This window comes from Phycisphaerae bacterium (genome assembly GCA_018003015.1).
In the GTDB taxonomy this organism is placed as follows: domain Bacteria; phylum Planctomycetota; class Phycisphaerae; order UBA1845; family PWPN01; genus JAGNEZ01.
On record JAGNEZ010000004.1, the window covers coordinates 1 to 13,377 of the forward strand.

Genomic DNA, 13,377 nt, shown 5'->3' on the forward strand with positions numbered 1-13,377 from the left:
CAAGCCCGCAATGCGGCAGCCCGATGCTCGCACCGCAAGCGAACACTGCGTCGTTTACACAGGATTGGCATATACTTGGCCGAAATAAAGCCTTGCCGATGGCCGAATCCTTAGCGTTGTAGTACTAAGGCGGTGGCGGATTTCGCCAAGACTGAGCTGGATCGGTTGCAGAAGATCCGGGACGTCAACGCCGCCAGCGATGTCGAATATCGTTTGGCGGAGACCAACTGGCGGCGGTCGGAGGCCGAGAACCAAAGAGATGCGCTTCAGCTTGCCGCATTACGTACGATGGCCGCGGTCAGCTACATTGGGCCGAAGTCGATCCTCGATTACATCGACCGCAAGTCGTTCGACAAGGATTCGCTCTTGCGCCAACTTGATGAGGCCAAGACGCAGCTCGAGATCGAGAAGCGCAACCTGGCGCGGGCGACCATCGCGAGCCCGATCGATGGTGTGGTCTTGAAGCGGCACGAGACACGGCGGCAGTTTCTGCCCGCCGGCACGCCGCTCCTGACTCTGGGCAGGCCGGATGACATGGAGGTCGTCGCGGAGGTCCTCACTGAGCGTGCCATGCGGGTATCGCCCGGTGACAAGGTTGAGATCTATGGAGAGGGTTTAAATGCCGGGCCCATCGCAGGCACGGTCCTGCGGGTCTATCCGGCCGGCTTCAGGAAGATCAGCTCGTTGGGTGTTGAGCAGCAGCGGGTCAACGTAGCCGTACGGTTGGAGCGCCGGCCGGAGCGGCTTGGGGTCGATTTCCGGGTCCAGGTGCGGATCTACTACGATTCCGCGACCGGCGTGCCCACCTTGCCGCGGACCGCCTTGTTCCGCGGCGAAGACGGTGGCTGGCAGGCCATGGTAGTTCGCGGAGGTGTCGTCGTCATTGTACCCGTGAAGGTGGGGCTCATGAACGACGACGAGGCTCAGATCGTGGAGGGGCTGGCCGCAGCCGATGACGTGGTGGCCCGGCCTTCGACCGACATCGTCGCCGGAATGAGGGTGAAAGTGCAGAGTGTCCGGTAGGGCCGCCATGTTGGAGCGGTTCGTTGCCCAGAGGCCGTTGCGGCGGGAAGGGGCTTGGTCGTCAAGGGCTGGCAGGGGCTTTCGAGACGGCCATTCGCCAGAGCTATGAACGTATACACCGCCGGTGGCTGAGGGCCTTTTCGTGGTCGGCGAGGAAGTGACTGTGGCTGCCTCCGGCCCGGACCCGGGTGGTGGTAATGGCATGGCACGTCTCCGGAGACGGAGAATCGCCAGTGGTTGGGTGATGGTGTCGCTGCCGGAGGATGGGAAGCGGGCAAGAACCGCCCAGTCCATGTGCATGGCGGACAGGCCAGCCAGACGAGCTGATACATGGCCGTTGTCTCGATTAAGCGACGGTACCGCGATCGTCAGTTGAGCCCGTCGATGGCAAGCACCAGGCCGCTTTGCCGTGACGTGTTTCGAGGGGATGGCCCTGCTGAACGCGGGCCACGCTCGTCAAGTGGTTGGAGGCCAGCCGAGGCATCGCTCCGGTCAGCGTGCTGGTGAGAACCACGGGAGGGCGTGGCCGAGCGGCCGGGATCATAACTCCGCTCTATCCAAAAAGATACAGATTCGTGGCGGCCGAGCCGGGTTTGGCCTCATCCGTGCGTCCCGGTCGGCCGATCTCACCATGGGAGACGGCAGTATAGGCCGCCCGATAAGTGATGCGACGAGGGTCGCGGTTCCACCCGTGGGGAGGTTGTCGAACGAGTAGCCTGTATGACGGCGAGCCACGGGCCTTTGGTCGGTGGGGGGCGTCAGCTGATTGACGTGAGTTGAGGTAGGGGTGGACTGGGCGGCGTATGATGCCACTCCTCCGAGGTCGAGCGGCTCCTGGTCTGTTGGCCAGCGGGGGCCTGAGCGAAGTAGGTTTGATGACCACGCACGCCAGCCACAGAGTAAGCCAGACTGACGCCGCGGAGTGCGGCGTTCCTGCAGACTGGTCGTGGCGGCCGACGACAGCGTATGTCCGGCCGTCGATCATCCTAGTTTCGGGCTTGGTCCTGAGCGTTTACTGCTTTCGCACCATGCAGGAATGGGAACGACGGTATCTGCGTGAGAGTGCGGCAGCGGCGGTGGCGAACTCGGCGACTCCATACGTTATTCTGATCGGCGGTTGCGCCGTGACGCTGTTCTCAGCTCTGTGCTGTACACCACGGAGTTGTCGATCTGTCCGTCGCAGGTGCATTCCTGAGCAGCAAGGCAGTGGACAGGTGGAACTGGAGCAAGTTCTGTGGGCAAGCGAAGAGAAGCTATCCCACATCTTGGACGGTACCCCCATTCCCCTTTTTGTGGTTGACAGGCGGCATATCATCACCCATTGGAACCAAGCCTGTCAGAACCTGACCGGGATCCCCGCCCGGGAGGTTGTCGGTACGCGGAAGGCATGGGCTGCCTTTTATCCCGACGAACGGCCGGTCATGGCAGACCTGGTTGTGGATGAGCGACCCAAGGAGGAGATTGTGGCGATGTACGGCGACCGGTGTTGCGAATCCCCCATGTTGCCCGCGGCTTACGAGTGTGAAGCGGCCTTTGCACATCTCGGGATTGGCGGTCGATGGCTCTTGTTCATGGCCGCTCCGGTGCGAGACGCAAATGGCGGCCTGGTCGGCGCGATCGAGACTTTCCAGGATATTACCGATCGCAAGCGGGTTGAAGGGGAGCTTCAGCGGCGGATTGAGGATCTGTCCGAGGCCCAACGACGGATGGAAGTCCTTGTGTCCAACACCACGGATCGTGAGAAGCGAATGGTGGCGCTGAAACGAGAGGTTAATGATCTGAGGCGCCTGCTGGGGCGTGAACCCAAGTACCAGGGTCCGCAGTTGGTGGATGAGCTCATCGCGAGATCCTCCGCATCTGTGGGTGAATAGCGGGATGAATCATGGCGGCTACTCTGTACTGGATTCAGTGTGGCGGGTGCGGGGGAGACACGATATCCCTGCTCGGCGCGGATAGTCCGGACATCGTCGAGCTGCTGACCCTGCTGGATATTGAGATCTTGTGGCATCCGTCCATTTCGACTGACACTCATAGCCAGCATCAAGATCTTCTGGAGCGAATTCTGGCGGGTCGACAGAACCTGGACGTTTTGTGCGTTGAAGGGGCCATCATACGAGGTCCGGGGGGAACCGGCATGTACGACGCGATGGCCGGGCGGCCCAAGAAGGATCTGGTGGCGAGCCTTGCCAGTCAGGCGCGGTTCGTTGTTGCCGTTGGAACCTGTGCGAGCTTTGGCGGTATCGGGGCCGATGGTGCCGTGGAAGCCTGCGGCGTGCAGTTCCTCAAGTGGGAAAAGGGTGGCTTTTTGGGGGCCGAGTTTGCGGCCCGCAGCGGCCTGCCGGTGATAAACCTGCCTGGGTGTCCCTGTCACAGCGATGTGATCGTAAGTACCTTGACGGCGCTACTCGGCGGTCAGTCGATTTCTCTCAGCAAGTTCAACACTCCGCTCATCTGGTACGGTCTGCTGGTTCACCAGGGTTGCACGCGTAACGAGTATCACGAGTATCGGGTTGAAGACCAAGGCTTTGGCGAGAAGGGTTGCCTGTTTTTCCACATGGGCTGCCACGGCCCACTGGCGTACGGGCCGTGCAACAAGGTGTTGTGGAATCGGCGTAGTTCCAAGACTCGGGTTGGGGTGCCGTGTTTCGGCTGTACGCGGCCCGACTTCCCGCAAGCCTATCCCTTCTATTACACGCGTAACATTGAGGGCATTCCCAAGCAGCTTCCGGACGGTGTGGACCGGGCGCACTACCTGGCCTACAAGGGCATGGCAGCAGCAGCAGCTCCGGATCGGCTCAAGGATCGCAGGACCCGTGTTTAGCAGCGAGGAGACTCCGTATTCCCATGACGGCTACATTGAACCATCCAGCGAAGCGATCCGTGACCAGGACGCTCGACATCCCGCTGAATCGGGTTGAGGGTGATCTTAGTATCCGTGTCGAGCTGGACAGCGGCCGCGTGTCAGAAGCCTGGAGTTCGGGGACCATGTATCGTGGCATCGAGAACATCCTGGTTGGCCGCGGCCCTCTTGATGGATTGGTGATCACGCCGCGCATCTGTGGCATTTGCAGCACGGCGCATCTGGCCGCCGCATCAAAGGCTCTGGACTCGATTTCTGGAATCCGGCCGCCCCCAGACGCCATTCGGGTCCGTAATCTTGCCCTCATGGCCGAACTGCTCCAAAGCGACGTCCGGCAGACGTTTCTGACCTTTGCGGCGGACTTCACGAATGGCGCTTATCAGAGACACCCCCTGCATGAGGAGGCCCTGAGGCGATATGCGCCGATGAAGGGAGAGACGGCCATTGATGTGATCCGGCAGACCCGCAAGATCGTTGAGATCGTGGCGATACTCGGTGGACAGTGGCCGCACTCTTCGTACATGGTGCCCGGCGGGGTGGCCGGTGTCCCCAGCCTTGCCGACCTTCTGCAGTGCCAGCATCTGCTGGCCGGCTACCGGGCCTGGTACGAACGTCGGATTCTGGGATGCTCGATCGATCGCTGGGGTGAAGTTCGCAGCGGGGCGGATCTGGATACCTGGCTTCATGAATGTGCCGCTCACCGCGACAGCGATCTGGGTTTCTTCATCCGCTTTGCCCGTCAGAACGGTCTTGACCGAATCGGTGGCGGACATGGCAGTTTCATCAGCTTTGGCCTACTCGATCTGCCACCGGGCACGGAGGTCCGTGGCCGAAACGGTTGCACGACCCACTTGATGGGTGGGGGCTTCGCCCGCGGGACGCACGTTACACCGTTCGATCCGGCCAACGTGACCGAGCACGTTGCGCACTCGTGGTATGTGGACTACCCCGGCGGCCGACATCCCCTCGAGGGTGAGACGCGTCCCTATGCCACCGGGGAAGAGAGCCAGAAGTACTCCTGGGCCAAAGCTCCCCGATATGCGGACTTGCCGGCCGAGACGGGGCCGCTCGCGGAGATGGTTGTTTCGCAGAACCCACTGTTTGCCGATTTGCTGACTTCGGGGCCTAGTGTCTTTGCCCGCCAGCTTGCGCGCCTGGTTCGGCCGGCGGAACTGATGCCGGCCATGAAGCAATGGCTCTCGGAGATATGCCCGGACGGCACCTTCTATGATCCCGCGTCGGCTATCGCTGAAGGCGAGGGATTCGGGACTGTGGAAGCCGCCCGCGGAGCGCTGGGACACTGGGTGAGGATTGAAGGCGGCAGCATTCAACGCTATCAGATTATCACGCCCACGGCGTGGAATGGCTCGCCGCGCGACTTCGGCCACGTCCGGGGACCTTGGGAGGAGGCGCTGATCGGAACACCGGTTGCTGATCCGGAGGATCCGGTGGAACTAGGCCACGTGGTCCGATCGTTCGACCCCTGCCTGGTCTGCACCGTACACGCCCTCCGTGGCGGGTGCAGCCTGATTCGCAGAGACCTGTGAGGCGTGGGATGAAACGCATTGTCTGTGTGGGCAATCGCTACAGACCCGAGGACGCCAGCGGAGTGCTGGTCTACGACCGGTTGGCCTCGACCACGCTCCCCCCCGACGTTGAGGTCATCGACGGCGGACTGTCAGGCCTCGACCTGCTTCGGTTTGTGGACGGGACTGACCGCGTGGTCTTTGTGGACGCCGTGTCGGGGTTCGGCCCACCAGGTTCGATCGTCGTCCTGACCAGAGAGGAAGCGATGGGCAGGACACCCGTCGTCTACAGCCATGACGCTGGACTGGCGTATCTGCTTGGTGTCCTTCAAAGCACCGTCGATGGTCCGCTCCCGGAAATCCGCGTGATCGGAATCGAGGGTGCCGCTGATGGCCGGGTGATCCGGGCAGCGGCCGATCTGTGCATTGAAATGGCGGTGGCCGGTGACGCCGGGGAGCACGGGCGAGCGGATCAGGCTGCGGGGGCAAGTTCGTGAAGCCAACCTCGCGCGAATGCAGTATGGCGGACCTCCTCGAGGAGAACAGGATGCTCCGTGAGGAAGTCCGCATCGCTAGACAAGCTTCAGACCTCACCGCTGAACTCGTCGTGCAGCAATTCGTCAAGATCGAAGAGATCCTGTTGCGGCTGGAGGAGCAGGCCCGAGTCGAACAGGAACTGGGCGCGAAGCTGACGGAGAAATTGCGGGAATCGGAGATGCGGGAAGCCGAACTGGCCCGTGACAGGCAAAGGCTTGAGGATATGCAGGTGGCCGCCATCAACATGATGGAGGACATTGCCGGAGCACGCGAGTCCGCCGAGGAGGCGACTCGCACCAAGAGCGAGTTCCTGGCGAACATGAGCCACGAGATTCGAACGCCGATGACGGCGATCCTCGGTTTTACGGATGTGCTGCTGGAGGGCAACAACCTCCACGATGCCTCCGCGGAACAGATCCAAGCGGCGAAGATCATCAAGAGCAATGGTGAATACCTACTGCAGATCATCAATGATATCCTGGACATCTCGAAGATCGAGGCCGGCAAGATGACGCTCGAGCGGATCTCGTGCTCGCCTTGCCGCCTGATTGTCGAGGTAGCCTCGTTGATGCGAGTGCGTGCAAGCGCGAAGGGCTTGTCGCTCGAAATCGAATACGATGGGGCGATGCCCGAATCGATCCGGACCGATCCAACGCGTCTGCGGCAGGTCCTGGTCAACGTGATCGGCAATGCAATCAAGTTCACCGAGGTTGGCCGAGTTCGACTGGTCTCTCGTCTTGCGAGAGCGGACAACGAGCCGCTGGTTCAGTTCGATGTTGTCGATACGGGGATTGGTATGACCGAAGAGCAGGTTGCCAACCTGTATAAGCCGTTCACGCAGGCCGATACTTCGACCACCCGCAAGTTCGGCGGAACGGGTTTGGGTCTGACCATCAGCAAGCGGCTGGCAATGATGCTCGGTGGCGACATTACCCTGGTTGAGACTACCCCAGGTGCGGGAGCTCACTTCAGGATCAGCGTGGCGACCGGGCCCCTCGACAACGTGACGATGATCGATGATCCCGCTTCGACCACAATGGTCATCGACAAGCCGAGCGAACGGAAGGGAGAATCCGAAGAAGCCTGCTTGAGCGGTTGCCGCATCCTGCTTGCCGAAGACGGTCCAGACAACCAGCGTCTGATCGCACACATGGTGAGGAAAGCAGGAGCAACCGTGACCGTCGTTGAGAACGGGAAGCTGGGGGCGGACGCGGCCCTTGCCGCCCGGGACCGCGGTTGCCCATTCGATGTCATTCTCATGGATATGCAGATGCCCGTCATGGACGGCTATGCGGCGACCAGACTCCTTCGCCAGAAAGGGCACACCGGATCGATCATTGCCCTGACTGCCCATGCCATGGCCTCAGACCGTGAGAAGTGCCTTGCGGCCGGCTGCGACGATTACACCAGCAAGCCGATAGACAAGCGCAGGCTGATCGAGGCCATCCGGCAGCAGCTGCGGCGGTCCGCCGCAACGATGGAGGCAACGGCATCCGGAGGCGAGGTCCTGATTCAGGTGGCAGCCGACTCAACTTGCGACTCGTGACCGACAGGTAAGGCGCGTTAGAAGATATTCACGATCGCAGGGGCGACCGCATGGATCCTCAGGGGCAATGAGCCGGGACGTCTTTGCCCATCGCACTCGGTGGCAGGACCACGCCCCAACCGGACTCCGTCAAGACCCATTGTACATAGGTGCTGCTGTTTGGGCCCCAGACCAGGCTGTAGTGGCCTCTGCACGGATAGTCGGGCGATCGCGTCTCGATGAACGTAATCACGGGTTCGCTTGCCGCGCCGGTCAACTCCGCGAGGACGTAGGCACGGCCCGCTCCCATGTCACCCTCCGGCGGAAACAGATCTTCTCGAACGTAACTGTACGGCTCCGCGGCACTGACCCAGACCTCCCAGCGATGCAACTCCGCCGAGTCAGCATGCTTGACCACAAACCATGCGTGGATGGCAATGGACTCGACCAGGGGAAGAGGGGCAGCATAGAGCCGGACGAAGGCCTCGCCGTCGTGGCATAACGAATCCAGTGGCGAAAACGGCGTTTGATCCGGCGGCTGGGGAGCGCCCAGGCAAGCCATGATTGATGCCGTCGCCGCCGCGGTCAAGGTGAAACACACCGCCCGCGGGGAGCGATACGCTTGTCTACTGATGCCGCATGCCACAGGCTCAACTCCGGGCTTCGAACGGAACCCCACGATGCCAGTATACCACATGATTTCTCGCGAGTACGATGGGATTGAAACTGGTGGCAAGACAGCAGGGGCAGCCGGGTGACCCGAAAGGTCGATCGTGCCATGGATTGCAGCAGCCCGTGAAGCTGCGTGACGGGATCGGAGGTTGGAGGGTGTGAAGTCCATGCTCAGGATTGCCTTGGGATCGTCCGGTTCGCGCATGCGCTCGCCCGCCGGCGGACTGCAGGTGCAGGGCAAGACAGGATTCTCGGACGCGTTCGTTTCCGAGGCGCCTGACGGGATTTGCTGGAGTCAGGTCATACCAGAAAACAACAAGGTTCCCCATTTGACAAGCGGGGAGACATATTCGATATCATCAGGGGGAAAAGGGGGCTTCCATTCGAACGTCCGGGAAGTGTTTGAAGGAAGCACGTCATGTCAATTCCGGTATCTCGGCGAAAGAGCGACCTTCGGCTTGCGTTGGGCGTAGCAGTCCTGGGCACTCCCCGCGTGCTCTCTGCTTGCGGGGAAGCTGCCGGTCTGACGCAGCGGCTGGATGGCATAGCGGAAGTGGGTCTGGGGTGCGCTTGTATCGCGGCGGGCAAGGTGCGGATGCCCGAGTGGGTGTGACTCATACTACAGGGTCAAGTAACGCGGAGACCTCGACCATGTTCGACACGGCGACCGAGATTCTGCCCCACGAAAGCGTGCTTCTCGTCAGAGTGTGCAAACCCATACTTGACGAAGCGACCATGCGGAAGCTCGTCGTCGACGTGCGTGCTGCGGCCGCCAAACGGACCGGCGTGCCTATTGTTCTGGACGTCAGTCGGGTGCACTTCGCTCCGAGCGGTTCACTTGGCCTCCTCGTGCAACTCGCCCAGCGTCTCAGACTCGAAGGTCGCAGGCTCGTCTTGGTCAACCTTGATCCCCACCTTCTCACGACCATTCGAGTGACCCATCTCGACTCCGTTATCGAGATCCACGATAGCGTGGACCGGGTCGCAACCTCCTTGCCGAAGAGCGTGCAGAAGTCCGACCAGCATCACCTCGTCGCAACCGTCGTCGGCCAGCAACTTCCGCTTGCCGACCATTGAGTGTTGCCGGCGGTCAGCTTCGCGGAATCGTCTCGACTGGTGCGACCTCGATTGCCAGGAGAGTCGCGATCTCCGGGCGCGGGCTGTCACGTACTTCGCTGCACGAGACGCCACCGAAGGCCTCGGGTGGGCGAGATCCTCGGCGGAATCCGGAGACGACTGGGTGACAATGGTGCTGCCTAGGGCGACGGAACGGTCACGTCCTCCGTCAGGCACATGTTACCATGTTCCTCGTCCATCCAGCAGTACTCAACTCGGTATACGCCGGGTGTGAGGCCCTCGACGGTGGTGGTGGTGTCATAGCAGCACAGACAGTGACAGCCCGTTGTGAGCAATTCCTTTTCCTGGAAATGCAGGAACGCTCCGTGAACATCCAGCGTGACCAGGATATCGTCGAGGCAGCAGTTGTACGCAGCGTTGCGGTGTGTGACCTGAAGAGAACGGCTCTGTACGGTCACGTCGAGTTCATCCTTGCCGCACCAAGGATAACCGTCCTTCAGCAGCGGATTGCCGGGCATGCACTCGCTTCTCCAGGTTCTGGAGATGTGAGCGCCTTGCATAACGCATCTCGGATCCGCTGGGTGGCCTGAACCGCTGTAGCATCGCTGGAAGGCGCCGAAATCGGCCTGATCGACGTCGGCGTCCGAATCGAAGTCCTTGGCCTCGCAGCCGGCGGGGAAGGCGATCGTCGGACCTGCGGCGCAGGGTTTGAACGCACCGAAATCGTCGAGATCGACATCACCGTCGCGGTCGAAGTCGCCGAGGATCACGGGTGGACAACCGGAGGCATCGACAAGTGTACCCGGCACGGTGTCGGGACAGGCATCGGCGCAGTCGGGTACCCCGTCGCGGTCTGCGTCGTCGTCCTGGACCGTGACCGTGACCTGGCAGGTCGCGGTGTGGCCGGCACCGTCGGTGGCGGTCAGGGTAACGACGGTGTCCCCGAGGCCGATCACCGTTCCGGCCTCGGGCGACTGGGTTGCGGACACCGAGCAGTTGTCGGCGAATTGAGCCAGCGGCACCAGGTTGGGAAGCACCGTTTGGCAGTTCCCGTCCGCGGCCAGCGGTGCCGGAGGACTTGGACAAGTCATCGTGGGCGGGGTGTTGTCCACGACCGTCACTGTGATTTGGCAATTGGCAGTCAAGCCGGCGCCGTCGGTTGCCGTCAGCGTAACGACGGTATCGCCGAGTCCGACGAGCATTCCGGCAGCGGGGACCTGCGTCAGAGTCACGGAGCAGTTGTCGGTGGCCACCACACTGCCGGTCAGATCAGGGACGGCGGCCTTGCAGTCTGTGTTCGCGTTCAGTGGTGCCGGGGGAGCGTTGCAGGTGATGGTTGGTGGCGTCACGTCGACTACAGTGATTTTGACTTGACAAGTCGCCGTCAGGCCTGCGCCGTCAGTGGCGGTCAGTGTTACCACTGTGTCGCCCAGCCCAACGAGAGTCCCCGGGGCTGGGTTTTGTGTCAGACTGACGGAGCAGTTGTCGCCGGCGACCGCGCCGAGGGTCAGGTCGGGAATTGCGGCCTGGCAATTGGTGTTGGCGTTGATCGGTGCTGGTGCCGGTGGGCAGGCGATCGTCGGTGGTGTCGTGTCCACCACGGTCACCGTGACCTGGCAACTCGACTGATTGCCTACGCCGTCGGTCGCGGTGAGCGTCACAAAGGTGTTGCCCAAGCCGATGATTGCGCCAACCGCAGGGCTTTGGGAAATCGAAGCGCTGCCGTTGCAGACGTCGGATGCGGTAGCGGCAGATACCAGATCGGGTACAGCGGCCTGGCAATTCGCATCCACGGAGATGGGCGCCGGTGCGCTGGGGCAAGTGATGATCGGCGAGGTTGTATCTATGACGGTCACGGTCCGGCTCGCGCTCACCAGGTGCCCTTGCTCATCCTGGGCGGTCCAGGTGACGAGCATGCTGCCCAGCGGGAAGGTGACGGGAGCGTCATGGGTGACAGGCACGTTCGGATCGCACGCGTCGCTTGCTGTGGGCATGCTCAGGAAGGCAGCCACGGTCGGATCGATGGCAGGCACGCCGGACGGACCCTGGCACTCGACAGTCAGATCCGCGGGCAGATTGTTGATGATCGGCGGAATGGTATCGACCAAATGGATGGTGCGGCTGATGGTGATGGCGAGGTTGCCGGCCGCATCGACCGCACTGTAGGTCACAACGTAGTCGCCGCACTGGTTTGGTTTTACGACATCGCCCCCCACCGTTGCCGAGAAGGCGCCGTCGCAATTGTCGGCGGCGGTGGCTCCCTGCTCGACATAGACCGTAGAAGGATTACACTCTATTGTCATCTCACCGGGACCGTTAAGGGTGATGACCGGGGCCGTGGTATCTTGTACGGTGATGATGGCCGTGCAGTGGGAGCTGTTGCCGGCGTTGTCGGTTGCAGTGAGGGTGACGGTCGTTTCACCGAGGCCCACAAGCGTGCCGGCTTCCGGGCTCTGGGTCAAGACCGGATTCGGGTCGCAGAGGTCCACGGCTACGAGTGTGGGGATGAGGTTCGGGATCGCGGCCAGGCAGGAAGTGTTGGCGGACAGGTCTTGATCCGCGGGGCACTGTGTGATGGTCGGCGGCGTGCGGTCGAGGAAGAGCGTGGCCGTGTCGGAGATGATCATCTTGCACTCGTTGGACAGGACCACGTCATAGTCGCCGTTATGGCCGGCGTTGAAACCGGTGATGGTCAGCGTGTTTCCTGTCTCGCCTGGCAGTTCAGACCCATTCTTGCGCCACTTGAAGGTCGGCGCGGGTATTCCGGTCGCGGCGACGGAAAGGACAACGGTCGCGTTGAGGCAGATCTCGCCGCCCACGGGCTGCTGAGTGATGACTGGTGGACTGTAGACGGTGAGCCGAACGCTGTCGGCGTTGTAGTCGACGTGCCAGCACTTCTCGTTGAGGAGCGGCGGAAGGTTAAGCAGGGTGAAGGTTCCAGTGATCGATCCGGCCGTCACGACATCGTAGGACGATCCCGCCGGTGGGTCGTAGCCGTTAAGGAGCGTCAGCGTGGCGCCGCCGGCGAGTGCGGCCGCACCGGTCACGTTGAGCCGGTCGTATCCGCTGCCGGGAGTGGTTCCACCGATCTCGATAGCCAATCCTCCAGTGGTGTTCTGCGTATAGGTTGCGGACATGTCGACCTTGCCGGGCGACAAGAGGCCGGGGCTCACCACTCCTGACGACTCAACGACGGCATTGACTGTTCCGTTGCCGCGCAGCTCACCGCCCTGAATGGCGGCCAGCGTGGTTGCCACCAGTGTTCCGCCATCAAGTTCCGTGACACCAGCCGACTGAGTGTACTGCCTGGTGGCCGTGAACGTGCTGCTGGTTCCGGCCCGGATGGTCCCGGCGTTGGCAAAGTCACCCGTCCGGGTGTGGTTGCGACCGTTGGTGACCGTGAAGCTGCCGGCAGAGGAGTTGGTCGCGAAGCCGCGCAGCCCGTCCTGGCTCGATTGATCCGCGATCTGCGAGGCTGGCCCGTCGAGCACGATCGTCGCGGCGTTGGTGACGATGTTGGCGTTTGGGAAGTAGAACTTGCCCTTGATCGTGTAAGTGCCACCAGTCAAGGTTGACCCGGCGAAGTTCGGGAAGTTGCACTGCAGGTACAGGGTTCCCGCCTCGACCGAGACCGTGCCGTTGTTGTTGAATGACTGGAGGTAACTGCTGTAGTGGGCAAACAGTGCTTGGCCCGTGCCGCGTTTGGTGAATGTGCCGACGTTGGCGAGGGTGTGATTTCCGTAATTCGAGTACCATCCCAGGTTCGAGCCGGAGTCGATCGTGAACTGGCCGTTGTTGGTCAGGGTCGTGCCGCCCCCGCCGTAGATGTTGCCACCTGTCCAGGTCATGGTGCCGTCGTTGGTCAGGTCGCGATAGAGGTAGACCGAGTTGGTGATACTCAGGCTGGCCCCGGCGGCTACAACCGTCGAACCATACCAGCGGTCATCGATTAACTTCCCGGTCATCGTCCCGCCGCTCCAGGTCGAGGTACCCTTGAGCGTCAGCGTGCCGGTGCCGCCCAGCGCGCCATTGGTGAATGCCAATCCGCCGGCCAGTTCCTTCTGGGCTTCATCCTCGAAATTGGCGGTGCCGCCGGCGATCGCCATCCGGCCGGTGCCACCCAGCGTGCCGGTGAACGTGGCGGTCCCGCTGTAGAC

Annotated in this window: 10 protein-coding genes; 8 read left to right on the forward strand and 2 right to left on the reverse strand. The window is 62.0% G+C overall.

Annotation, left to right across the window (positions count from 1 at the left end):
- Window positions 1–132: 132 nt before the first annotated feature.
- The 6 genes from KA354_02655 (at window position 133) to KA354_02680 (ending at window position 7,492) form a co-directional block, all read left to right on the forward strand.
- Window positions 133–1,023 carry an HlyD family efflux transporter periplasmic adaptor subunit gene (locus KA354_02655; GenBank protein MBP7933526.1) on the forward strand — a complete coding sequence of 297 codons (891 nt, stop codon included), beginning with the start codon at window positions 133–135 and terminating at the stop codon, window positions 1,021–1,023.
- 1,214 nt (window positions 1,024–2,237) lie between these two features.
- Complete coding sequence (locus KA354_02660) at window positions 2,238–2,894, forward strand: PAS domain S-box protein (GenBank protein MBP7933527.1); 657 nt, start codon at window positions 2,238–2,240, stop codon at window positions 2,892–2,894.
- An 11-nt stretch (window positions 2,895–2,905) separates the two neighbouring features.
- Window positions 2,906–3,844, forward strand: a complete 939-nt coding sequence (locus tag KA354_02665) for an NADH:ubiquinone oxidoreductase (GenBank protein ID MBP7933528.1) — start codon at window positions 2,906–2,908, stop codon at window positions 3,842–3,844.
- A gap of 23 nt (window positions 3,845–3,867) precedes the next feature.
- Window positions 3,868–5,430 carry a nickel-dependent hydrogenase large subunit gene (locus KA354_02670; GenBank protein ID MBP7933529.1) on the forward strand — a complete coding sequence of 521 codons (1,563 nt, stop codon included), beginning with the start codon at window positions 3,868–3,870 and terminating at the stop codon, window positions 5,428–5,430.
- A gap of 8 nt (window positions 5,431–5,438) precedes the next feature.
- Window positions 5,439–5,906, forward strand: a complete 468-nt coding sequence (locus tag KA354_02675; GenBank protein MBP7933530.1) for a hydrogenase maturation protease — start codon at window positions 5,439–5,441, stop codon at window positions 5,904–5,906.
- A 50-nt stretch (window positions 5,907–5,956) separates the two neighbouring features.
- Window positions 5,957–7,492 carry a response regulator gene (locus tag KA354_02680; GenBank protein ID MBP7933531.1) on the forward strand — a complete coding sequence of 512 codons (1,536 nt, stop codon included), beginning with the start codon at window positions 5,957–5,959 and terminating at the stop codon, window positions 7,490–7,492.
- A 58-nt stretch (window positions 7,493–7,550) separates the two neighbouring features.
- Here the strand turns inward: KA354_02680 and KA354_02685 are convergent, their stop codons facing one another.
- Window positions 7,551–8,117 (reverse strand): DUF3750 domain-containing protein, encoded by a 567-nt coding sequence (locus KA354_02685; protein ID MBP7933532.1) that lies wholly within the window; start codon window positions 8,115–8,117, stop codon window positions 7,551–7,553.
- A 444-nt stretch (window positions 8,118–8,561) separates the two neighbouring features.
- Here KA354_02685 and KA354_02690 point away from each other — a divergent pair, with 444 nt between their 5' ends.
- Window positions 8,562–8,756, forward strand: coding sequence for a hypothetical protein (locus tag KA354_02690; protein MBP7933533.1), 195 nt, complete (start codon window positions 8,562–8,564; stop codon window positions 8,754–8,756).
- 38 nt (window positions 8,757–8,794) lie between these two features.
- Entirely contained in the window at window positions 8,795–9,220 is a 426-nt protein-coding gene (locus KA354_02695; protein ID MBP7933534.1) for an STAS domain-containing protein, read from the forward strand.
- A 179-nt stretch (window positions 9,221–9,399) separates the two neighbouring features.
- On the opposite strand, the gene KA354_02700 is transcribed toward KA354_02695, so the two are convergent.
- Window positions 9,400–13,377: HYR domain-containing protein (locus tag KA354_02700; protein ID MBP7933535.1), on the reverse strand; the 3,978-nt coding region annotated here is incomplete at its 5' end.